Annotated in this window: 22 protein-coding genes; 7 read left to right on the top strand and 15 right to left on the bottom strand. The window is 36.9% G+C overall.

All coding sequences use genetic code 11. The features are described from left to right. Positions 1-635: 635 nt before the first annotated feature. Entirely contained in the window at positions 636-938 is a 303-nt protein-coding gene (locus tag DU508_RS18995) for a GIY-YIG nuclease family protein (protein WP_115404454.1), read from the bottom strand. Positions 939-1,572: 634 nt separating this feature from the next. Between DU508_RS18995 and DU508_RS18990 the strand changes: the two genes are divergently transcribed. Continuing rightward, a complete protein-coding gene (locus DU508_RS18990; protein ID WP_158542211.1) occupies positions 1,573-2,595 on the top strand; it encodes an IS110 family RNA-guided transposase in 1,023 nt (340 codons plus the stop codon). 127 nt (positions 2,596-2,722) lie between these two features. On the opposite strand, the gene DU508_RS18985 is transcribed toward DU508_RS18990, so the two are convergent. From DU508_RS18985 to mutL, 6 genes are all read right to left on the bottom strand, one after another. Continuing rightward, positions 2,723-5,449 carry a carboxypeptidase regulatory-like domain-containing protein gene (locus DU508_RS18985; protein WP_233509674.1) on the bottom strand — a complete coding sequence of 909 codons (2,727 nt, stop codon included), beginning with the start codon at positions 5,447-5,449 and terminating at the stop codon, positions 2,723-2,725. A gap of 177 nt (positions 5,450-5,626) precedes the next feature. Then, positions 5,627-6,259 (bottom strand): NAD(P)H-dependent oxidoreductase, encoded by a 633-nt coding sequence (locus DU508_RS18980; protein ID WP_115404350.1) that lies wholly within the window; start codon positions 6,257-6,259, stop codon positions 5,627-5,629. Positions 6,260-6,668: 409 nt separating this feature from the next. Further along, positions 6,669-7,775 (bottom strand): endonuclease/exonuclease/phosphatase family protein, encoded by a 1,107-nt coding sequence (locus tag DU508_RS18975; protein ID WP_115404349.1) that lies wholly within the window; start codon positions 7,773-7,775, stop codon positions 6,669-6,671. Beyond that, a complete protein-coding gene (locus DU508_RS18970; RefSeq protein ID WP_115404348.1) occupies positions 7,775-8,629 on the bottom strand; it encodes a rhomboid family intramembrane serine protease in 855 nt (284 codons plus the stop codon). The genes DU508_RS18975 and DU508_RS18970 overlap by 1 nt, the downstream gene beginning before the upstream one ends. Then, positions 8,622-9,335: a rhomboid family intramembrane serine protease gene (locus tag DU508_RS18965; RefSeq protein ID WP_115404347.1), complete on the bottom strand. Its 714-nt coding sequence runs from the start codon at positions 9,333-9,335 to the stop codon at positions 8,622-8,624. The genes DU508_RS18970 and DU508_RS18965 overlap by 8 nt, the downstream gene beginning before the upstream one ends. A gap of 144 nt (positions 9,336-9,479) precedes the next feature. After that, a complete protein-coding gene (gene mutL, locus DU508_RS18960) occupies positions 9,480-11,315 on the bottom strand; it encodes a DNA mismatch repair endonuclease MutL (RefSeq protein ID WP_115404346.1) in 1,836 nt (611 codons plus the stop codon). Positions 11,316-11,755: 440 nt separating this feature from the next. Here mutL and DU508_RS18955 point away from each other — a divergent pair, with 440 nt between their 5' ends. Together DU508_RS18955 and DU508_RS18950 are read left to right on the top strand one after the other, a co-directional pair. Further along, the gene (locus DU508_RS18955) at positions 11,756-13,390 is read left to right on the top strand and encodes an amidohydrolase (protein ID WP_115404345.1); all 1,635 of its coding nucleotides are present in this window, start codon (positions 11,756-11,758) and stop codon (positions 13,388-13,390) included. Further along, positions 13,377-15,194: a serine hydrolase domain-containing protein gene (locus tag DU508_RS18950; protein WP_115404344.1), complete on the top strand. Its 1,818-nt coding sequence runs from the start codon at positions 13,377-13,379 to the stop codon at positions 15,192-15,194. Before DU508_RS18955 ends, DU508_RS18950 begins: the two co-directional genes overlap by 14 nt. A 971-nt stretch (positions 15,195-16,165) precedes the next feature. Here DU508_RS18950 and DU508_RS18945 read toward each other — a convergent pair. The 7 genes from DU508_RS18945 to DU508_RS18905 form a co-directional block, all read right to left on the bottom strand. Beyond that, complete coding sequence (locus DU508_RS18945; RefSeq protein WP_115404343.1) at positions 16,166-16,771, bottom strand: tetratricopeptide repeat protein; 606 nt, start codon at positions 16,769-16,771, stop codon at positions 16,166-16,168. Between the two features lie 605 nt (positions 16,772-17,376). Beyond that, positions 17,377-17,784, bottom strand: a complete 408-nt coding sequence (locus tag DU508_RS18935) for a hypothetical protein (protein WP_115404341.1) — start codon at positions 17,782-17,784, stop codon at positions 17,377-17,379. Between the two features lie 5 nt (positions 17,785-17,789). Beyond that, positions 17,790-18,134 (bottom strand): hypothetical protein, encoded by a 345-nt coding sequence (locus tag DU508_RS18930; RefSeq protein ID WP_115404340.1) that lies wholly within the window; start codon positions 18,132-18,134, stop codon positions 17,790-17,792. Continuing rightward, the gene (locus DU508_RS18925; RefSeq protein ID WP_115404339.1) at positions 18,131-18,979 is read right to left on the bottom strand and encodes a hypothetical protein; all 849 of its coding nucleotides are present in this window, start codon (positions 18,977-18,979) and stop codon (positions 18,131-18,133) included. The genes DU508_RS18930 and DU508_RS18925 overlap by 4 nt, the downstream gene beginning before the upstream one ends. After that, positions 18,951-19,235, bottom strand: a complete 285-nt coding sequence (locus DU508_RS18920) for a hypothetical protein (RefSeq protein WP_115404338.1) — start codon at positions 19,233-19,235, stop codon at positions 18,951-18,953. The genes DU508_RS18925 and DU508_RS18920 overlap by 29 nt, the downstream gene beginning before the upstream one ends. A gap of 133 nt (positions 19,236-19,368) precedes the next feature. Beyond that, positions 19,369-19,713: a zinc-binding metallopeptidase family protein gene (locus tag DU508_RS18910; protein WP_199562746.1), complete on the bottom strand. Its 345-nt coding sequence runs from the start codon at positions 19,711-19,713 to the stop codon at positions 19,369-19,371. Between the two features lie 41 nt (positions 19,714-19,754). Next, complete coding sequence (locus DU508_RS18905) at positions 19,755-20,213, bottom strand: DoxX family protein (RefSeq protein ID WP_115404337.1); 459 nt, start codon at positions 20,211-20,213, stop codon at positions 19,755-19,757. A 214-nt stretch (positions 20,214-20,427) separates the two neighbouring features. On the opposite strand from DU508_RS18905, the gene DU508_RS18900 reads away from it, so the two are divergent. The 3 genes from DU508_RS18900 (at position 20,428) to DU508_RS18890 (ending at position 22,599) form a co-directional block, all read left to right on the top strand. Then, a complete protein-coding gene (locus DU508_RS18900; RefSeq protein WP_115404336.1) occupies positions 20,428-20,538 on the top strand; it encodes a phenylalanyl-tRNA synthetase subunit alpha in 111 nt (36 codons plus the stop codon). Between the two features lie 162 nt (positions 20,539-20,700). Next, positions 20,701-22,113, top strand: coding sequence for a 23S rRNA (uracil(1939)-C(5))-methyltransferase RlmD (rlmD, locus tag DU508_RS18895; protein ID WP_115404335.1), 1,413 nt, complete (start codon positions 20,701-20,703; stop codon positions 22,111-22,113). Between the two features lie 72 nt (positions 22,114-22,185). Continuing rightward, positions 22,186-22,599 carry a hypothetical protein gene (locus DU508_RS18890; RefSeq protein ID WP_115404334.1) on the top strand — a complete coding sequence of 138 codons (414 nt, stop codon included), beginning with the start codon at positions 22,186-22,188 and terminating at the stop codon, positions 22,597-22,599. 135 nt (positions 22,600-22,734) lie between these two features. On the opposite strand, the gene DU508_RS18885 is transcribed toward DU508_RS18890, so the two are convergent. Continuing rightward, on the bottom strand, positions 22,735-23,439 hold the full coding sequence (locus tag DU508_RS18885; protein ID WP_115404333.1) for a head GIN domain-containing protein: 705 nt from the start codon (positions 23,437-23,439) through the stop codon (positions 22,735-22,737). Positions 23,440-23,566: 127 nt separating this feature from the next. On the opposite strand from DU508_RS18885, the gene DU508_RS18880 reads away from it, so the two are divergent. After that, positions 23,567-24,073 carry a phosphoribosyltransferase family protein gene (locus tag DU508_RS18880; protein WP_115404332.1) on the top strand — a complete coding sequence of 169 codons (507 nt, stop codon included), beginning with the start codon at positions 23,567-23,569 and terminating at the stop codon, positions 24,071-24,073. Positions 24,074-24,116 lie beyond the last annotated feature (43 nt).

The raw sequence follows: 24,116 nt of genomic DNA, 5'->3' as shown, positions 1-24,116 counted from the left end.
TGTCCTTCTGATCAGAATGACAACGTTGGAATGTGTTTATCATTCTGAGGCACGAAGACCGCGAAGCAGCTACGAAGTAAATCCCTGGCCTACCGGCACTGTACTTGATTTGTTGTTGACTTTGTTTTTATAAAAGTCAGTGCTGTATTCAAGTTTTGTGTTCCATCGCTTGTGGATTATTCATAATAAAGTTATTTTTAATTGTATTCATACTTGCTTCGCAGGTCTTTACCACGTTCAAAATTGACAGGTTGGTTTTGTCATTCTGAGGCACGAAGAATCCCTGACCTACAGGCATTGTACCTGGTTTATTGCTGACTTTGTTTTAAGGCGGTTAGTGCTGTATTAAAGTTTTATGTTCCATCAGCTGCGGATTCTTCACTGCGTTCAGAATGACAGTGCCGGAATGTGCTTGTCATTCTGAGGCACGAAGACCGCGAAGCAGCTACGAAGTAAATCCCTGACCTACAGGCATTGTACCTGATTTACTGCTGACTTTGTTTTTAAGGCGGTTAGTGCTGCATTAAAGTTTTGTGTTCCATCGGCTGCGGATTATTCATTAATAACGTTATTTTTAATTGTATTCATACTTGCTTCGCAGGTCTTCACTGTGTTCAGAATGACAGTGTGTAGGATTATTCGGCAAAAATTTCATCATTCAGAAATCTCCAATTTGGATTTTCAATTTCTATTAAGGAATTTTTCTTCACTCTTGTCCACCCTTTTATTTCTTTTTCTCTTTCGATGGCGTGTTCTATGAATTGATGTCTTTCAAAGAAAACTAAATAAAAACAATTATACTTTTTTGTAAAGGCAAATTTATTTTGTGTATTCTCGATATGTTGTTTAAGCCTGATTGATAAATCATTTGTTACTCCAGTATACACTACCGTCTTGTTCTTGTTTGTAAGTATATATACGAAATAGTTATGGATCATTATTAAAAATAGAAATTTTTTACGATTTGTCATTCTGAGGCACGAAGACCGCGAAGCAGCTACGAAGTAAATCCCTAACCTACAGGCACTGTACCTGGTTTACCGCTGACTTTGTTTTTTAAGGGGGCAGTGCTGTTATTAAAGTTTGTGTTCCATCGCCTGTGGATTCTTCACTGCGTTCAGAATGACAGTGCCGGAATGTGCTTGTCATTCTGAGGCACGAAGACCGCGAAGCAGCTACGAAGTAAATCCCTGACCTACCGGCATTGTACCTTGGTTTATCGCTAACTTTGTTTTTTAAGGGGGCAGTGCTGTATTAAAGTTTGTATTTCATCGGCTGTGGATTCTTCGTACCTCAGAATGACAACGTTGGAATGTGCTTGTCCTTTAGATTTGTGCTTCTCTAAAATATATGATTTGAATTTATATTTTAGGATTAAAAGATTACCTAGATCGGTAGCGGCTCATTAAGGATTGTCAAGGTTGAATACCTATAGAATGATATAATCCGCTACCGATTTTTCCCTTAGTGACCAGATAACAATTAGGGCATTACCCATTATCAAGGACTTGGATCGATGGGGCAAAACTTAGGTGATCGCTACAAATTTAAGGAATAATAAAGATGATCAAGATGATTGCTGACACAAAATTTTTCATTGGGATCGATGTCTCAAAGCCCTGTTTCGACGTTTCTTTGATGTCTGTCATCAGCTATGTCAAACAGCCATTGGAAAGTGCCCGATTTGACAACACAGCCTCTGGAATAAAACAATTTGAGAAGTGGCTTAAAGCACATAAGGTAACCTTTGGCGAAGATTCCCTGGTCGTTATCGAAAACACGGGAATTTACCACCGTTTGATCTGGGCCTTTTGCAGTAAAAAACATTTGCCCCTTCATATTGGTAATGCTGCCCATATCAAGTGGAGCTTTGGAATAGCCAGAGGAAAAAACGATAAGATAGACAGTATCCGTTTGTGCAAGTATGGGTTTAAGGAATCAGATGGCCTGAAAGCAACGGCTGCCTTAGATCCGCAGCTTTTACATTTGAAAGATTTCATATCCACCAGAACGAAATTGCTCAAACATAAATCCAGTCTTGGTGTGTCCATCAGAGAACTGGGCAACGTGAATGAGAAGTCGCATCAGAAAGTGGTGGAAAAAGCCCTCAAAGATGCGATCCAGGGCGTGACCAGATCCATTAAGAACATTGAGGATCAGATCAAGAAGATTATTTCTGAGAATCAGGATTTCAAGAGGAACCATGGGTTTTTGCTCAGCATCCCGGGATTGGGGCATGTCACCGCCGTATATCTAATTGGATGCACCGCAAATTTTGCAGGACGTCCAAGCGGAAAAGAGTTGGCCTGCTATGCAGGTGTCGCACCATTTCAACATAGCAGCGGTATAAGCATCAAAGGTAAAACAAAGGTACATAAAATGGCGAACAAGGAACTAAAGCGATTGCTGCATATGTGCGCCTTAAGCCTGATCCAACATAACCAGGAATTTAAAATATACTATAACAGGAAAAAAGATGAAGGTAAGCACAGTATGAGTATACTCAACGCCGTCAGAAATAAAATAGCACTAAGAATTGCTGCAGTTATTAAAAATCAAACACCATATCATGATAAATACAATATGGTTGCATAAAATTTGTAAATGTCATAACAATCATTCTGAGGCACGAAGAATCTCTTATCTATATTATAGTACTAGGGGAAGGACGATTAAACGAACCTTTTTAGAAAATTCCTCTTATTGAATGTCTGAACAATCTTTATTTTACTGTGTATCTCAAAATCGATCGGCCAAGATTTCCATTGGCATCAATTCCTTCAATAATAACCTTGTATTGGCCTCTGCCATCAGCATTGTAAAACTCAAAAGATGAAGCTCCTGTTGCATCTGTTACAATTTTCGGGTCCCAATAAATGGTAGTGCGCAAATCATTTCTATTCATGCTTGCAGGTACATCATATCTTGGTGAGTAAAATTGCCTTTCTTTATTATAACCTTGCGGAGAAAAGGTAATTTCATAAGTTTTTGGCAACATATCCATCAATTGCGCTTTGGATATTTTTGTTCCTTTTGGCGCCTTTTTCTGATTAATTACAATTACTCCGTTTACGTTATTTGCTCTGTTCACAAGACCCAATTCATCTCTTAAAAAAACTTCTATTGATTCTATTTCATTTGGATTCAGGGTATTAATTTGATTAACATCTACATTCATCCCATTAATGAAAATCCCCATCGGGATTCGTTTGCCAGCATTATAATCTCTGCTCACATAAAAGTTATTATCCTGGTAGGTTACACCTGCTAACATCCCTTGTAAGCAATTGATCAATAAGGCACATCCCTGTAAACGATCGCCAGTGATTTCATGATCTGCCATTTGGCTCAATCCACTCAAAGCAGGATAATCCTTATGACTAACTTTCGGCGTAACCGATCCTTTAATGGTAACATCTTTCAGTGTGTGCAGGTAAGCATATTGCTTTTTACTGTTATCCAAATATGTTGTCAAGGCACTGTCTATATTTAAAACTTCTTCGGCAGCACTAAAATTTCTGGTTAAACCTGGTACAGGTGATCCATTCAAACTTATCGCCATCGCTTTATAATTCACATTATATTTTGCGGTAATGGTAACTTTCGAAGAATCGTTAAAAACCAGGTTTTGGAATTTAAAATTTCCAACGGGGTCTGTAGTGCCCTCCAGGTTAAGGCGTTTATCGGGGATAGTTAACAACAACTGGCCTTTTCTAACCGGAATACCATTATTCATCCTTAAAACCCCTGATATTTCAATTCCTTGTTCTGGCAAGAAGCTAATCTTCGGCAATTTCCCGGTTAAGATATCGGTGTATTTGAAACTGCGATACCCCTGTGTTAACAGAAGCACATCTAAATCTGCATTTTTCTTAGCATCAGAAGCATTAAAATAGTAGTTGGGTTTTTCAATATAACCTTTAACATCACTACTTAAAAGTAAGCCCGTTAAGATGGTACTTGCTCCATCCTCGCTTGATGGAACTTTACTTTCATCAACTACAGCTACTGAAAAACTGCCTTCAACAGGAGCACCATCTTTCTTAGCTGCAATATTCACTTTTACCTTTTTCTTTACACCATAACTTGGCGCTGCGGTTGATAAAGCAATGTTTAGCGTGTTTTTATTTTGTACAAAAGCCAATCGTTCACTAAGTGGATTACCATGGTCAGAAAACAGTGTGAATTGCGCAATCCCCATTGGAAACTTGGATTTTAAAATCGATGTGCTGTATTCTTTTGTGGAAAGTGCAGTTTGAGCACCATAACAAATCACACCTTTGCTCTGGGCAACCAGATAAAACTTTTTACCTTGATTCTGCTCAAAAAAGCGATCGTTAGACAGAATTTTTACCGCAATATTTTCCGCGTTGCTGTTATCAATGCTAATTGTAATGCCCGATTCATTAACCGCAGGTAGATTGTAGCTCTGAATAGTTCCATCAGCGTAAGTTACATTGGCTTTATAGGTTTTTCCACTTTCTGCCAGTAAATTAAAACTACCCATTCCTAAGTGTTGCGCTGTAAAGGCAGCTACCTGCTTACCATCCTGATCGGTTACTGTACCTTTTGAATTTATGCCCAGACCATCGCTTTTAACGGCCTTGAAAGCCACTTTATTGGTTATTCCTGCCACTAAGTTCCCACCTTCCGGAAAAAGTTGAAAGTCTTTATTGACAATTGCGTTTTCTAACTGAAAAGTATTGTTTACCACATCCTTTTCAGTTGTATTTAATGAAGTAATAAGTTCACCCTTTTTTAATTGATACTCTGCCTTTTGATTGGCGCTCATGGCAATGGTTAAATAACCATTTGCATCTGTTGTGCCTCTGCCTTTGGCAATTACAGTAAAACTCGTTACCACTTGCCAGTTTACATTTCGGTTAGCATAAGGTTTATTGTTTGCATCTTTGAATTGTATCCTTGCATCAATTTTCTCCAGCTTATCAGTGGAGGTGTTTTTATAAGTAATATGTGTTTTTACTTCTTTATCTATGGCTTCGCCAACATAAAAAGTTTTATTAAAAAAACCTGGGTCTTCAAAGTTCAACATCCACATAGTGTAAGCACGTATGTGGTAATTTCCTTGTTTATAATTAACCTGATCCAATGGGAAATTTCCATTTGCCACACCACCTGTGATGGGCAATTTTAAGGTTTGAATGAGAGAATCTTTTTGATTAATGACATCAACGTAGATGATTTTGCTTAATCCGGATAAAAAGTTTTGATTCTCGGTTACGTAAGCTTTAAACCAAACCGTGTCAGCAACCGCATAATAAGGTTTATCAAAATGTAAATAAATTTTTTCTGTAGGGTAATCGTTTAAAACTTTATTGGTTTTAGCGATGAGGGTATTGATGCTAACAGTATCGGTTTGTGCCGACGAAGATAGATTTAGTAATGACAGGATGGAGAGTATTAAAAAGGATAATCTAAAAATCTTCATGAATTGGAAATTAAATACTAAGGTTGTAAATATATCCAATTAAAAATAGAGCACCTAAATTGTAGGCATGTTTAACATTTTTTTACATAAGTTTTCAACTTTTTAAGCGAAAAAACACCCAAAAAAAACAAGCTACTTTTGGGTAGCTTGTTTCATTATACTATGGATGTGAATTTCTTATTTGTATTCGATTACGAATTCGTTTAGTGGAGTACGAACCTTTTTAAGGTTAACCAACCAGTCGCCAGATTCATCTCTGTTACCTAATGGTAATAAAGTCACGCTTTTTAATCCTTTTTCATTCAAACCTAATAATTCATCTAAAGCAGGTCCGTTAAAACCTTCCATAGGTGTGGCATCAACTTTTAATGAAGCAGCCTGAGCAATGGCTATACCAAAACCAATATAAGCCTGTTTTGCTGCATGATGAAAGTTTTCTTCTGCGGATCTTGATAAAAGCATCCCTTTTAATTGTGCCTTATATGCGTCAGAAGCTTCTAAAGGTAAACCGCGTTCTGCGTTCATTCTGTTAAAAACAGCATCAATACCAGCGTCTGTATAATTTTCTTGTGCAGCAAAAATCAATAAATGAGAAGAATCGATAATTTGTGACTGATTAAAAGCGATTGGTGCAATCTTCTCTTTTAATTCCTGATTGGTGACTACAATAACTTTAAACGGTTGCAAACCCGACGAAGTTGGGGCCAATAAAGCTGCTTGTATAATTTGATCAACTTTTTCTTGTTCTACAGGTTGACCATTCATTTTTTTTACGGCATAGCGCCAGTTTAGTGCATCTATTAAGCTCATGATTTTTTTTCAATTTTATGATCCAAATATCACTATTCCTCTTTTTTGAATTGTTGATGTATGGTAAGAAAGTAGTTTGCTATCATAAAGGATAGTAAAAATCTATTAATTAACGTGAGCAGAATCCTGATAAGGCTCAAACAGGCAAGCGTTTTAAGATTCCCTTTCAGGGAGGGAATCAATGTCATTAAGTTAAGGAGAAAACAAAAAATAATTGTCATTCTGAACGCAGTGAAGAACCCTGCCTACAGGCATTGTACCAGGTTTACTGCTGACTTTATTTTTTGTAGAAGGGCTGTACTGTTGGTAAAGTTTGTGTTTCATCGCCTGGGGATCATCATTCATAACCCAGGAAATTGATTCTCTTGCCCGGAACTGATCTTTAACCAGAAAATTCTAAAAGTAGCGGTTAAGGAATAAATCTTAAATCGCTTCTCACTGGAAAGTGATCTGATAATTTGGCTTCGGTTATATTATAATTAAGTACCTCGAGTTCTTTTGAAGTGGCAATATAATCGATTTGAAAATTAGGAAATTTACCGTTATAGGTTTTGCCTAAACCCGATCCCTTTTTTATAAATGCGTTGTTAAGACCTGCTGTGATCTGAGTAACCACGTAAGATGCAGGCGTATCGTTAAAGTCGCCGGCAATTAAATATGGTGTTGTACAGCTTGCCATTTCGTTTTTCATGAGATCAACCTGTCCGCTGCGCTTTAAAAATGCACTTTTTAGCATTTTTAAAATGCGTTTTGAGGGTTTAAGCTCGGTATTCATCCCTTTTACTTTATCCAGATATTCGTAATCCTGTTTTTGAAAAGAGATAGATTGGAAATGAACATTATAAACCCTTAATGTTTTGCCTGATATGTTGAGGTCTGCATAGATGCTCATATTGCCATTATAGCCATCAACGAATGGGATCTTGCCTGTGTTGATAATAGGATATTTGGTAAAAATAGCCAGTCCATAAGCTTCGTAATTGTTTTTATTTGTGGGCACAAAATAGAAATATTTGGTGTTCAATATTGCCTTCAAACTATCAATGGTGTCAAAATTTCCTTTATTACGGGTGTAAAATTCCTGAAAGCAGATAATATCAGGATTTTCATCCCCGACAACTTTAAGCATTTTTTCTTTAACAGATTCATCATTCTTTCCCCCATAAAGCTTAAAATTATGAACATTATAAGTCATCATCCGAATGCTGTTTTCAGCTTTTTCTACCCCACCTTTATCGCCACCTATAGCAAAGGTTGCTTTTAAGGTTTTAAAACCTGAAGCCATAACCAGAAAGGTAACAAGTGTAAAAAACCATTTTTTGTTTATGCACCACCAAAATAAAAAGATAATGTTTATGAAAAGCACGTAAGGATAGGCCAGGCCGAAAAAAGCAATGATCGGATGCTGGCGCGGATCCATGCTGCCTGCCACCGTTCCAAGTATTAATGCGATCGCAAATACAACTGCAATTGGCAATAAGAGTTTATCCAAGAAATTGTATTTCTTTTTTGCCATCAATCTTTACTTGCTTTAAATAGTTTTTCTTTTTCAGTAGCTGTTAATTTATCGTAACCTGATGAAGATATTTTATCTAAAATTGCATCAATTTCCTGTTGAGATACATCTTTAAAAGCGGTTTTTTTAGTAATTGGTTTTTCGTTTCTCACTACTTTTAATTTTGGTTTGCGTTCAAAAATTTTACTCCAGTCTTTACCGTTTTGTAGGCTTTTAATGAAGATAAAACCTAAAATTGCGCCACCGATATGTGCTAAATTACCACCAGCATTTGCAGATGATAAACCAATGAATGATATAAGGAAATAAGCAATAGCAATCCATTTGATTTTAACTTCCCCAAAGAATAACATCATAATGGTATAATTCGGAACCAGGGTGGCTGTTGCCACAATAATGGCCATTACTGCCGCTGATGATCCGATAACAGTTTGGCCAATTAAGCCCCCTGCGAATACAGGAATGAGGTTTAAGCCGGCAACATAAATTAATGCCCCAACTATACCTCCCGTTAAATAAACAAAATGAAACTGTTTGCTTTTTAAAAAGTTCATAAAAATATTGCCAAACCAATATAAACCCAGCATGTTGAAAAGCAAATGGAGAAAGCCGTCATGAAAAAACATGTAAGTTAAAATGGTATAAAAACGCATTGGCAATGCAGAGATGAGAGCGGGCAAGCCAAAATATTCTCTGATCCATTCACTTATTATAAAATCACTTTTCCCCAGAAATAAAAATACGCCGATGATAGCTGTTGCTAAAAAAATAATAACATTTAATCCCAGATAGAAAAACAGTGGATTACCTGACTGAAATATCTTAAATTTTAAATCTTTAACCGTATTATTCATAGTAAGTATAAAAGTTTGTGTTTTTATCCTTCCAGATTTTAACTAATATAAAACCAATTAACGCTCCCCCCAGGTGGGCATAGTGTGCAATAGAATCTCCTTCAAATTGACTAACCCCTAAAAACAGCTCTACTAAAATGTAAAAAGGTATAATGTATTTTGCTTTTACCGGTGCCGGGATAAAAAGAATCATTAACTCTGCATTTGGATAAAGCATGCCGAAAGCCACTAACAATCCAAATACTGCGCCTGATGCACCTAACATGGGGCCAAAATAAATACTTCTAAGTAAATCTGCTTGTTGTTGACTTTTTGGAACGAAATTACTTATGTCTGTAATGATATGCCCTACACTATGATAAACTTCATAAGTTTGAACTGTCCATTGTAAACCTAATGCGCCTAATCCTGTAATAAAATAGAAAAACAAGAATTTTTTGGCCCCCCATTTATTTTCCAAAATGCTGCCAAAGCTATAAAGCGCAAACATGTTAAAAATAATGTGTAAATAATTTACCGGGCTATGCATAAACATGTAGCTAAAAACCTGCCATATTTTGAAATCGGGAGAAGCATAAAAATAAACAGCGAACCATTCGACAAAAGGGTAAGTCTCATTTGCATTAAATACAAGGGTTGCCACAAAAAACAAGATGTTGATGATCAGTAGATTTTTAACTATTGGTGGAATATATATGTTGTTCATTTGATTCTTATTGTTCTTTTGCTTCGCGATGATTGCACTGATTTAAATTATCGATATTTAGAGTTGTTTTGTTTTCTCCCCTTTGTTCTTTCTTCTTTAATCTTTTAGCTTTCTTCTTTGGTCTTTAAGCTTTAACCTTTCTGCTTACTTTTCAAATTTTTTATCCAGCTCTGCTAAAGTAATGGTTTGGATCACAGGTTTGCCACTCACGCTAAAGTTAGGTGTTTTACAAGCGAAAAGTTCATCAATCAATGTATTCATTTCTTCTTGTGCTAAAGCTGTACCGGCTTTGATGGCACTGTTTTTAGCAAGTGTTCTGGCTAAACTATCACGCTTGGTTAACTTCAATTCTTGTTGGGAATTTTTAAAACCTTCTATTAATTGCTCAAATAATTGTGTTTCATTTATGTTGCTGCTGCCTAAATCTACCGGTACTCCCTCAACAACCAACGTATTTTTTCCGAATTCGCGTACATCAAACCCCAAACTTTTTATATCATCCAGCAAACTTTTGGCCAGCTCAAAATCGTTTGCATTAAGCGTAATCGTTTGTGGGAATAAACTCTGCTGGGAAGCGCCTTTGCGGTCATCTAAATGTACGAGAAATCGCTCATAAAGGATTCTCTCGTGTGCCATTTGTTGATCTATAACCATTAAACCCGATTTAATTTGTGAAACAATGTAGCGGTTATGCAATTGCATATATTGCTTTTGTTTTGTTTCTAAAATGGGTTCATCGGTATAAAAAGAGGCTTGCTCAACAATTGGCTGTTCGGTAATTTCGTAAAGTGAGCCCCAGTTTTTGGCGCTCGGTTTCGCTTCGTAATTTCTTGGTGATGACGAATAGCCGGAAGTTGAACTGCTTTCGCTTGCAAAAGGATTAAAATCGGGGTTGAAATTAATACTCGGCGGAATAATATCTTCAACCGCTTTATGGGTAATCATATTACTGAAACCTGTTTCCTGATCAAAATCCAGAGTAGGAGCAATATTATAACGACCAATGGAACGCTTAACCGCCGACTTCATAATTGCATAAATGGATTTTTCATCCAAATATTTAATTTCTGTTTTTGTTGGATGAACATTCACATCTATTTTCGATGGATCGATTTCTATGAACAACACATAAAGCGGATAGCTGTCATCGGGCAAAAGATCATCAAAAGCCGAACTTACGGCATGGTTTAAATAAGGATCTTTAATGAAACGGTTGTTTACAAAAAAGAATTGCTCTCCACGGGTTTTCTTGGCAAAAGCAGGTTTGCCAATATATCCTTTTAAATTGATGATGGTCGTTTCTTCTTCAACAGGAACCAAACGTTCGTTATAATTATTGCCGAAAAGATGGACGATGCGTTGCTTTAAATTGCCTTTGGGAAGGTTAAAAATTTCTGTTCCATCGTGATGTAAACTGAAAAATACTCCTGGATGCGCCAAAGCCACGCGTTGAAATTCATCAATAATATGACGCATTTCTACAGGGTTGCTTTTTAAAAAGTTGCGACGGGCAGGTGTATTGAAAAATAAATTTTTAATCGCAATTTGTGTGCCTGCAGGCGTGGCTACAGGTTCTTGTGAAACGACCTGAGCACCTTCAATGGAAATGCAGGTTCCGATTTCATCTTCATGCCTGCGGGTTTTCATTTCAACCTGAGCAATTGCCGCGATAGAAGCCATTGCCTCGCCACGGAAACCCATGGTACGAATGGCAAACAAATCTTCGGCCTTTTTTACTTTTGAAGTGGCGTGGCGTTCAAAACACATTCTGGCATCAGTAACGCTCATTCCACAACCATTATCAATAATCTGAATCAGCGCTTTACCAGCATCTTTTATTACCAGTTGAATTTTATCTGCGCCAGCATCAATCGAATTTTCGAGCAATTCTTTAACCGCAGAAGCAGGTCGTTGAACAACTTCTCCGGCAGCAATTTGATTGGCAACAGCATCAGGCAATAAGTGAATAATATCAGTCATGTATCAGGGCAAAGTGAATTCGCTAAATTTATGCAAAATAAGCGTAAGGATAGGGATTTGTTTAAAACTCAACATGTAAATGACTGTAGGCAATCGGTTTAAATAATTGTAGGGGGCTAAAGCTGCAGAGTAAGAAAAGTAACTTAGTTTTAATAGAGCCTTTCTGATTTAATGATAATTTCGAACCAATAAACACAAACTTTGATTAATACCGCAAATAGATTACACTCATGATCATTTTCTTATCACAGACAGGCAACATAATATTTTAATTGGTTTTTAAGAGTTGACAACTTTAATCATCATTTCGAAAGAAAGTTGTCAACTCCATAAATAAAAGCAAATGATTTTCCCTTTCAAAACCTTAATCTCTAATTCCTCTTCCTCTGTAAAGCTGAATTTACAAAGCCAAATGATTTCAATTTTCTATCTTTAGCAGCATGAAATCCTATTTATGCACGCTGTTTTTGGCGGTGTTACTCTCTTCCTGCAATAAGAAAGAACAAGCTGATGTAATTGTTTACAATGCCAAGGTTTATACCGTTAATGATAAGTTCGATACTGTTGAGGCTTTTGCAGTAAAAGATGGAAAAATTTTAGCCCTGGGCTCCAGTCAGGATATTCAGGCCGGATACACGGCTAAAGAAGAAATCAATGCTGAAGGCAAATCTGTTTATCCGGGTTTTATAGATGCACATGCACATTTCTTCGGCTATGGACAAAGCTTGCAAACGGCTGATTTACGGGAAACAAGTTCATGGGATGAAGTTTTGCAAAGGTTAACAGATTTTGCTAAAACACATCCAGATGGTTGGCTAATCGGAAATGGTTGGGATCAAAATGATTGGGATAATAAAAGTTTCCCTACTAATGAAAAACTAACACAACTTTTTCCTGATCGACCTGTTTTTTTAAATAGAATTGATGGTCATGCGGCGATAGTAAACCAGAAAGCCTTTGATGAGGCTGCCATAAAAGGCGAAAAGAAACTTGTTGGTGGCGACATGCTTACCGTGAATGGAAAATTAACAGGTGTTTTGATCGATAATGCCGTAGGCCTAGTGGAAACCAAAATCCCACCGCCAAATGCAAAACTTGCAGAAAAAATTCTGACTGATGCACAAACAAATTGCTTTGCTGCAGGGTTAACAACCATTGATGATTGCGGTTTAGGCTTTGAAGCAGTAGATTTTATTGAAAAACTGCAAAAAGAAAACAAATTGAAAATGCGTTTATATGTGATGCTTTCTGATGCCCCCGCAAATTATGACTACCTTTTTAAGCGTGGGGCAATCAAAACAGATCGATTGAATGTAAGATCATTTAAAGTTTATGCTGATGGTGCTTTAGGTTCTCGTGGTGCTTGTTTGTTACATCCATATAGCGATATGCCCGGCAAAACAGGATTTTTATTGAGTGATCAAAAACATTTTGAAGAGGTCGCCAAAAAAATCGCAGCCCATGATTTTCAAATGTGCACCCATGCCATCGGCGATTCTGCCAATCGTGTAATGCTTAATATTTATAATAAAGTTTTGAAAGGAAAAAACGATAAACGCTGGAGAATTGAGCATGCTCAGGTGGTAAACGCCAATGACTTTGATTTATTCGGAAAAACAAGCATAATTCCATCAGTTCAGCCTACACACGCAACATCAGATATGTATTGGGCAGGACAAAGGTTAGGTGCCAGCCGGGTTAAGGGTGCTTATGCATATCAGCAATTATTAAAACAAAATGGTTGGATTCCGTTGGGAACTGATTTCCCCGTAGAAAACATTAATCCAATACTAACGTTTTATGCTGCAACAGTAAGAGAAGATGCAAAGGGTTTTCCGAAAGGAGGTTTCCAGATGGAAAATGCGCTGACACCTGAAGAGGCATTGCGTGGAATGACGATTTGGGCAGCAAAAGCTAATTTTGAAGAAAATGAAAAAGGCAGTCTGGAAAAAGGAAAATTTGCAGATTTTGTAATTCTCGATAATGACATTTTAAAATCGATCCCACAAAACATATTAAAAACCAAAGTTTTAAAAACCTACCTAAACGGAGAAAAAGTATATGAAGCGAAATAGATTACTCATTCTGGCTGCAGCAAGTTTCTTTAATATTTTATGTTTAACGGCTTGTGCACAGGAACATGCCGCCAACGAAAAAAAACTTTCAGTGGCCAATGGCATTACACGAGCAACAATTTTGCTTAATAATCAAGATTCGATTATACCACTTAAATCGCTTGATAAGATGAGCATTGCCTCGGTTAGTTTGGATTTTTCTTATAGTACCATTTTCGATAGCTTGGCCAATAAGTATGATAAAGTCACTTCGTTTTCAGCCAATTCTTATAAAGACAGTGTGAATCTTAATGATTTGGAAGATGACCTGAAATACTTTAACACAATTTTGGTTTCCATTGATGATCAGAATTCGAATAAAGCAAAATATGTGAACTTTATTAATAGCATTTCTAAAACAAAGAAGGTAATTGTTTCACTTTTTGGAAATGGAACAGCGTTAAAATCTTATGATTTATTGCAATCGCCAATAATTTGGACAGCTCAGAATAATGCTGATGCTGCAGCGATTGTTCCTCAATATATTTTTGGTGGAATTGCAGCAGAAAATAAACTGACCAAAGCTTTTTCGGCGAGATATACCATTGGTTCGGGTTTTAATACAACAAAAACACGCTTGAAATATACCGTTCCTGAAGATGCAGGCTTGAATTCCAATAACTTAAAAGAGATTGATGCCATTGCTGCAGAAGCGATTAGCCAGAAAGCCACACCAGGCCTGGTGGTTTTAGTGGCTAAAGATGGGAAGGTAATTTTTAATAAAGCATATGGCACTCATACTTATGATACTAATGTGCGTGATAAAGTAACCGATATATTCGATTTGGCATCGGTAACGAAGGTTACTGCAACCACACCTTCGGTAATGCGTTTGTTTGAAGAAGGAAAATTGAAATTAGATACAAACATTGGAGCATATATTCCAAAAGCACGCACTACACCAATGAACAATATTGCCATTCGGGAAGTGATGTTGCACCAGGCTGGATTTATTCCATACATTCCGTTTCATAATTATATAAAACCAGGGGATTACAGCACTGACTCTTCAGCTGCGTTTCCGACTAAGGTTGCCGATGGTTATTATATCAAGAAGGATTTCTTTAAAGATTTTATGTGGCCAACAATGTTAAATTCCCCAATAAAAACCCGGGGAAAATATGTTTACAGCGATATCAGCATGTATGTAATGAAGGATATTGTAGAGCATATCAGCGAAGAGCCTTTAAATCAGTATGCTTATGAAAACTTCTATAAGCCGTTAGGCATGCAAACAGCCGGTTTCTTGCCAAGAAATCGTTTTAAAAAAGAGCAGATCATTCCAACGGAGCAGGACACTTATTTCAGAAAAACTTTATTGGTAGGTTATGTTCACGATCAGGGTGCGGCATTAGCCGGTGGAGTTTCTGGCCATGCAGGTTTATTCTCCAGTGCAAACGATTTGGCCATTATTTACCAGATGCTTTTAAATCGTGGCACTTACGGAGGAACGCAATACTTCAAACCACAAACAGTTGATATGTTTACCTCAAAACAATCGAATGTGAGCAGACGTGGCCTTGGTTTCGATCGTTGGGACCCGGATACCACCAAGCATTATCCATCAGATTTAGCTTCTCCACAAACCTACGGACATACGGGTTATACCGGAACCTGTGTTTGGGTAGATCCATCAAGAGGATTGGTTTATGTTTTCCTGTCAAACCGTGTTAATCCGACAGTAACCGAGAAGCTTTCAAACTTGAAAATCAGGGGAAGAATTCAGGATGTGATCAATAAAGCGATAGATGAATCAAAGAAATAATTTGAACTGACTTACGAAGTTTTAAAGCCGCTAATTCGGAGAAACTTCGTAAGTTTTAGCGCTTGACACTAAATATGAAACGTACCGGTTAGCCATCATGCTTAACACACCATATACGAACGGTCGTCATCCTGAATTTTTCATTTGTTTTTAAGTTTTTATTGGTATTCAAGAGGGCTGCGCCGTTTGTTTCAGGGCTTTAATGGCGTGAACGTACGGCAGGGAAGATGATGAAACAGTTCAGCAGAACGCGGCGGTTAGCCATCATGCTTAACACACCATATACGAACGGTCGTCATCCTGAATTTTTCATTTGTTTTTAAGTTTTTATTGGTATTCAAGAGGGCTGCGCCGTTTGTTTCAGAACCTTAATAGCATGAACGCATAGCAGGAAAGATGCTGAAATAAATTCAGCATGACGTGGTGGCTTGGCGAGGCGTTTAAAACACCATACATGAACGGCCGTCATCCTGAATTTTTCATTTGTTTTTAAGTTTTTATTGGTATTCAAGAGGGCTGCGCCGTTTGTTTCAGGAACTTAATGGCGTGAACGTACGGCAGGAAAGATGATGAAACAGTTCAGCATGACGAGATGGCTAGGGCATTACGCTTAACACGCCATACATGAACGGCCGTCATCCTGAACTTGTTTCAGGACCTTAATCGCATGAACGCATAGCAGGAAAGATGCTGACCACGAAGTAACTACAAGACCTTTTAAAATTAATATTTACACTTGTAAAACAAGTTCAGCATGACGTAGTGGCCAGGCCAAGCGCTTAACACACCATACATAAACGGCCGTCATTCTGAACTTGTTTCAGAACCTTAATGGCATGAAAACATAGCAGGAAAGATGCTGAGATAAATTTAGCATGACGAGATGGCTAGGCATTACGCTTAACACGCCACACATGAACGGCCGTTATCCTGAAACTTTTTTCAGAACCTTAATATCCTATTAAAATCATTTAATATTCATCATCCAACAAACTAATACAATCTGTTGCTTTTTTCTTTAGCCTTTCATCAAGAGAAACAATTGATGCATTGTCTTTAAGGCTGCGGTATAAATTAGTAATGATGGTTTTGGTTTCATCATCAGGATCACAAGCCTGCGATTTTTCTAAATTAGGTAAAGCCTTAAACGCAAGTAATTTGTATTGTGCGTAAAGTTCTCCATATAGCTTTAAATCTTTCGATTTCCCCGCCTCATTCATTTTGCTGCCAATGGCATTACATTTTTTTAAGAAAATAAAGCCTAAGGCACGGTAAGGAACGTAATAACCTGGCGTAATTTTTATTGCTTCTTCGTAGTAGGGGATTGCCTTCTCCGTTTCGCCTGTTTCTTCATAAAGTCTTGCCAGGTGGTAGCTCACATTGCCTAATTGTGTTTTTGTAAGTTCAGATGATCTTTTAAATAATGCCTCCGCCATCTCAATAGCCTTTGGTTTTTGGGTATCAGTCATTCTTATTTGCGAATAATCCCAGTAAAGATCTTTGATGCTTTTGCTTTGTGAAAAACCAGATTGAGTACCTGCTACAATTAACAGTATTGAAAATAAGAGCTTGTTCATTAGATATTTTTTGGCGAAGATAAATAAAATTTAGTTTTTAGTAGCTGGTGTAAAATAAGCATCAAAAAGCTTGCTTTTCTAGCGCATACTTTGAATAAATGAATAAAGTAGCCCATATAAAAATATATGGGATAAGTAGGATGACCATTAATGGAAAATAAGCAATCGTAAGTATTAAATAAATAGTGGGAATATACATTGATCCCATTTTATTATATTTGGTGAAAACCAGAATAGGGCTGCTATATAATAGGATATTTATTAACAGGATGAAGAAATTAATGGATATAAATAGGATGGAGTTTTCATTAACAAAGAATGAAGACCAATCAGAATAAAAATCTCTAAGCAAACTATTTACATAGATCCAGCCTTTTCTTCCACCATTTAATGGAATGCCTATATAAGTTGTCGGTATAAGAAGTAATATTAAAAGAAATTGGATACTCCGATAATAGTTAAATTTAAAGATCATACCAACCTATCTTTTAGCTAAACAAATCTATTCATATTTATATCTTCAGGCTTTTGATAAAAGTCAAAAAAGAAAAAAGTTGATGAAAGAACCCATCAGCTTTTAACCTGTTATTTAGATGATATTTTGTTTAAACATCAGGAATTGATTTTCTCTGCGATTTAAAACTTCTTAATATTAATACGACCGAGCTTACTATAAAAACTAAAAAAGGAAATATAAACCAAAGTGTTATTTTGTTATAGCGAAGTATGCCAGAAGAGTATATCTCTATTGCTATTAAGACCATAAAAGAAAATACCAATAAATAGCGATCTCTATATTTTTTTGAGAAAAGTATTATTAAAATACAACCAATAGCTGAAATGGCAAATAGGCCGAGTCCCCAAGCTATTTCGTGAGTATGCGGTAATGTTATAATATCTGTTAAAAATTCATGTAAGCAAAGAAATATCCCAGCAAAATTTGGAATGCCATGTTCGCCTAATCCATTAATTAGCAGGAAAGAAATTATTGAAATTATTTTTAAGTATTTCATAATATTTAATTACAAGTTCTATGGCTTTGTGGGGCGTTTCCACTATTAGTTTTTGCGGATGCAGGCATTAAATCAAGAATAGTATTAGGTCCGTCAATTCCATTACTACTGTTAGCTATACCAACTATACTGAGTATTCCCAAAGTAAAATCAGCACAATTGTTGTAAGCCAAACCATAATCACTTAATGAGTAATTAATTGATAAACTAATTATCTGTTGTAATTTATCTGCTGAAATGTTTCCTAAATTCCATTTGCCATTATAATAATGACCACCATTTTCACCCATTATGCCGGGGCCTGAAATATTACTTGGAAAGGAGTTTTTAGGATAAAATCCAAAAATCATAGTGTTATTGCCTTGTGTAATTTCAATAAATGCATGCCCTGATGATGATGTAGTGGTTTTTTCTGCATAAACGGTAAGATTTGCAGACTTACTTTATCAAAACATTTTAGAAATTTTTCCATATCTACAATTGGGATATCGGGTGGGGGCGGCATTAGGATAGGAGCTGGCGGCAAGGGTTGTAAATCACATGGCGTCGTTCCTTCAGCAACAGCAAGCCGCTCACCTCTAACGCCACGGAAATCTATCGGGGATGGCGCCTCAGGGCAGGGATTGTAATCCGGGTCAGGTGTTGGGGTGGTGCCACCGCCGCCGCCCTCGCCTGTGCAGATTGTGGTTGTGCTGGAAAGATTTGCGTAACCGGCAGCGCCGGCTCCGGTAAGTGTGCAGTTTGGATCTCCCGGCCAATGGTTTCCCGAACCGCATTGATAGGCTACGGCGTAATAAAAAGTATACTCGGTACATCCGGGTGCTGCCAACGAGGTTTTTGTAACGGGGGCAAGGGAGTTAAGCTTTTTGTTTTTAAGTGAGGTGTTGAGGCTCAGAACAGTAGGCATACTTCCGTTTTCCAGATATAAGGGAGTAACGGCTATATCCCCATCGAATTTTCTAGGTTTTCCATCTCGCCAGTTTTTGATCCATTCCCTTGTTGGCGTATAAGAGGTAACAAATGCCGAAATTCCATTTGCAGACTCGACAATAGTAAGGTTTTGAAATGTAATGGCCCTGGCGCTATTGAGTTTTACCGGAAAAACATAACTTGTGTTTCTGCCATTGGTAATCATTTGTATATTCTCCGTAATCAGGGTAAATCCCTTATATGTTTCGGGAAGCTCGATCCTCATTAACCTTTGAGGGGAATCTTATGTCAAATTGCTTTTTTAGGGTTCCCAATGCAGCTTGATTGATTTTAGCCCTGAACTGCGAAAGGTTAACCGTTGCTATTTGAGGACCATTCTTATATGTGAGGTTTCTCTGAAGCATTTCAGGATTTATCTTCTCGTTCACATAGAATTCCTTTTTACAGGAGCTGATCAGTATTAATAAAACAATTAATAATTTTAATAAAGGATGATCGTTAAGTTTAGATTTTAATTGCATAGATTTTTGTTTTAGTTAAACAAAACTAGTTACACGCAATCATCCAACTTTTGACAAAAGTCAAAAAATCATTTTGGTTTTCTAATTCTGCTCAACGTTTCCTGAGAAATTCCTAAATGTGAGGCTATGTGGCCTAATGATACACGTTGAAAATATCAATACTTGCATCTACAGGTTCCCAGGTATTGTTCTTCATTGGTCGCTTTTCAATGCGATAGGTTAGCGGAGCTTCAAACTCATTTTGTTTCTGTTCTGTAAAACCAGCTTTTTTTAAGATATTTTCTACATAATGAATACTTGCATTGAAACCCGTGTTGCCGGGAACGCGAAAATACTTTTCTACGAAAGCTTTAGTTTCATAGGCATTTTTTTCATTAAAACCATTTCGTGTTAATTTAAAATATTCAGCTGTTTGATTTTGTGCGTAAGTTGCCAATCCCGCAAAAAGCAGAACAAAAAGTATTTTCGTTTTCATCATTAATTATAAAAGCGAAATATACTAAGAATATTCAATCTTGTTTAAGCATATCGCTTACCGGTTTTGTGTTTTAAACCTTCATCAACAGAAAGCGGACCGGAACCAACCACCCAAAACATAATCAGTAAAAAGAGCACTAAAACAGATAACCACAGTTCTGAATTTGGCGCTGAAAACCCAGGAGTAAGGTTAACAAAAAACACGGCAAACAGTAAAATCGGGATTTGAATGACTACTGCAAAACGCGTAACCAAACCTAAAGTAATTAGAATGCCGCCAACAAGATGTGCAAAAGCAACAACATGAATGGCAACGCTGATCATCATGCCAGAGAAACCAAATACATTGTTTTGCGTAATCATGTTTTGTAATACAGAAGTATCACTGATAAATGAAACACCTTTGCCGAAAATGATTAACCCCAGGATAATGCGCAGGTAATCCAGCCATTTTGAATGATGAACATCGCCCCAATGTTCAATTTTACGGATAACGTTCATAATGAACCTCCATTTTTTATGTGAATGATATATTAAGTTACAGATTTATATCGTAAAATCAAATCATCAGCAGTTAATCAATCGTAAATCATAAACAAAATCAACCCAAACAAGTTTTAACGTATTCATGTAAAATTAACTTAAACTTAATTTGTACTGTTTCGGTTTTCGGTATAAATTTTGTATTATTGTTCAAATAGATAAGTTTTTTATCATGAGCAAAGAAATATTAGAGTTTTCTGTACAAGTAGATGAAAAATTTGACCTAAAATTTAACTGGTTAGATGGCTTTTGGGGAGCCGCACTTAGATTTTTTGGAAAATAATTTTTAAAATCGAAAAATCCTGGTCAGTTTCATAACTGAAAGGAAAACTATTGCTCAAATTTTCGATGTAAACATATGTCTCCTTCACTTTAATCTTCCTGGTTTTTACTATTTGGCTTTCTGCTTTAGTCTTTCAGCTTTTACCCTTATCTTTGCAAAATAATGAGTAGAAGAAAACCAGGTACGGTAACCATAGTTCCAAACGTACATATAATTGATATCGCAGAAGAAGGGAAAGGCGTTGGCAAAGCCGATGAGTTAGTGATTTTTGTTGACAAGGCTGTTCCTGGCGATGTTGTGGATGTTCGGTTAACCAAAAAGAAAAAGAATTTTGCAGAGGCCGTTATTGATCAGTTACATGAAAAATCAGCTTTACGTACCGATCCTTTTTGTCCTCATTTTGGAACCTGTGGTGGTTGCAAATGGCAGCACATGGGTTACGATTCTCAGTTAAAATTTAAGCAAAAAAATGTTGAGGCAGCATTGCAGCGCCTTGGTAAAATAGATACTTCTGGTACTGAACCTATTTTAGGCTCAGCGAAAAACAGATATTACCGCAATAAACTGGAATTTACTTTTTCAAATAAACGCTGGCTGGAAAAAACCGATGTAGAACGCGATGAGGATTTTGATATGAATGCTTTGGGTTTTCACGTTCCATTGCGTTTTGATAAAATTCTGGATATCGAACATTGCTACCTACAGGATGAGCCATCAAACTCCATCAGAAATGCTGTTCGTAAATTTGCACTGGAAAACAGCTTGTCATTTTACGATTTACGGAATCACGAAGGCGTTTTACGGAACCTGATCATTCGTACATCTACCACTGGGGAAGTAATGGTTGCAGTGGTGTTTGCCTATCCGGAGCAAGGTCAGATAGATGGTTTGATGAGTTTTCTGCAAACTGAATTCCCACAAATTACTTCGCTTTTATATATTGTTAATCAGAAGAAAAACGATACTATTTTTGATCAGGAGGTAAATGTTTTCGCTGGTCGTGATCATATTTTTGAAGAGATGGACGGCATCCGGTTTAAAATCGGAGTGAAATCTTTCTATCAAACCAACTCAGAACAAGCTTTTGAATTATATAAAATCACCAGAGATTTTGCCGGACTTAATGGTAATGAACTGGTTTACGATTTATATACAGGCGCCGGAACCATTGCAAACTTTGTGGCTAAAAATGTGAAACAAGTTGTTGGCATAGAGTATGTGCCAACAGCAATTGAAGATGCGAAATTCAATTCTGCATTAAATGGAATAGACAACACCATTTTCTATGCAGGAGATATGAAGGATATCCTGACTGCTGAGTTTATTCTTGCACATGGTAAACCGGATGTGGTAATCACTGATCCGCCAAGAGCAGGTATGCATGCAGATGTGGTACAACGATTGTTGGAAATGGAATCAGAAAAAATTGTTTATGTAAGCTGTAATGCTGCAACTCAGGCCAGAGATCTGGAAATGTTGAAAGAGAAATATGATGTGGTGCGCATTAAACCTGTAGATATGTTCCCGCATACGCAGCATGTAGAGAATGTAGTTTTACTAAGGTTGAAGGCGTAAAGTTGAAGGCTTAAGGATGATGCCCTTAAACCCTACACCCTAAACCTTTTACCTTAAACCTTTTACCTTAAAATGGATAGAGAAGAATTATTAGGCGCAACGCCGGAAGATAGCGGAGCACCGCAAAAAAAACAAGAAAGCCCTTTAGTAAGTTTAGAAAAGGATTTAGAATTTTATGCTGATGCAATTAAAGAGGTTGCCATTGAAATTATGGTTGAGGGAATTTCTGCCCATCCAATTTTTATTGCCCACCAACATGAGGTGAACATTGGCGAATTGATTTTAAATAAAGAGGAATTGAATACAGACTGGACCATTCAGGCTTCAACTTTAGAGGAATTTGTAGAAAAAGGAATCATCAGGAAAGACAAAAAAGAGTCCTTTCTAAAAGTTTATAAAAAGCCAGAAGATTTTATATGCGTTTTCGTGATCGTTCCGGAAGGTGCAAACTTTATTTATTACCCTTATAAGAAAGGTAGAAGGTAGGAAGGTAAGAGGTTTAAGGTTTTTAACAGTAGCCTTAAATTGTTGTAATCCATTATCTGTGCAATCTTTTCTAAAAGAAAACGCTGCTTTGCATCCACAAAGCAGCGAATTAATCATTAACTAAACTAAAATTTCTTAATTTACATGACGAACATCTCCGCTTTTGGAATTTGATGTTTTTTTCAGTGACGCACTTCCTTTGTAGCTTACATCTCCACCGCCACTTGCTGCGGCCTCTAAACCTTTATTCACGTATATGTGTACATCAGAGCCGCCTGATGCCTGTACTTTTGCATAATCTGTAATGAACTCATAAGCATCGATATCACTACCTCCGCTCGATTGGATGCTCATATTCGTAGCCTTTCCTTTTAAATCGATATCGCTACCACCGCTTGATTGGATGGTAATGTCGTTACAAACAACATTCATTTTTAAATCTGCTCCTCCCGATGAACGAATGGCAAGCTTATCGGTTTTCATTTGGTTTTGGGTAAATACATCCGAACCTCCAGATGCAGCTAGTGCATTTAATGTTTTATAATTTACATAAGCCTTAATAGTGCGGTTTTTAAATAAACCACTCCAGTTAATGCCATCTTTAAATTTTATATTGATGTTACCACCATTTTGTTCAACAAGAATGTTTTTCAATGTTTCAGCATCCGATTTGATGCTCACATCTTCACTATTACCTTGAGTTAAATACAAATCTATTCCACTGCTTACGCCAATACTGGTAAAATTTTTTACGGGGAAATTCTTTGTTTCCTGGGCTTTCGCCATGTAGCTACTAACGATGATGAATAGGAGAGTGGTTGATTTGGCAAGTAATTTCATGATTTTTATCTTTGGTTAACAATTAGACGCATCTTAAGCCAAAACGTTGCAAGCAATCGAAATTATTTTTCAAATAGTTTGAATTTCATCCTTAAAATCGTTCTTTTTGTATTCAAACCTTTATACAATGGCATCACAACTACTTATTCTTAATAAGAAACAAATTCAGCAGAAGATAGATCGTATCGCTTATCAAATTTTGGAAGATAATCTAAATGAGAAAGAAATTGTACTTGCCGGAATTTGGGATCGCGGTTATAAACTGGCCGTACGATTGGAAGAGGTTTTGAAAAAAATCTCTGGATTTAAATTGACACTTTTGCGGATTGATTTGGAAAGAGAGAGCAGCAAACTAATCGCAAAAACGGACCTGGATGAAAGTGATTGGAGAAATAAAGTGATTATCATTGTTGATGATGTATTGAATAGTGGCAAAACACTTGCCTACGGTTTGGGCGTTTTTTTAAATACACCTCATAAAAAAATCCGTACTGTTGTTTTAATTGATAGAAGCCATAAAATTTTCCCAATCGCTACAGATTTTGTCGGACTGGAACTTGCCACTATTTTAAAAGAGCATGTTGATGTGGTAATGGATGTTGAGGGAGAAGAAGACCGGGTCTATTTAAGTTAAATTTTTTATGCATTGAAAATGCGCTTCTCGTCAATCCTCGTTA

Origin of the sequence: Pedobacter chinensis (assembly GCF_003339865.1) — a bacterium.
GTDB lineage: Bacteria > Bacteroidota > Bacteroidia > Sphingobacteriales > Sphingobacteriaceae > Pedobacter > Pedobacter chinensis.
Note: the sequence above shows the minus strand (reverse complement) of the source record. Positions and strands in the feature narration are given on the sequence as shown.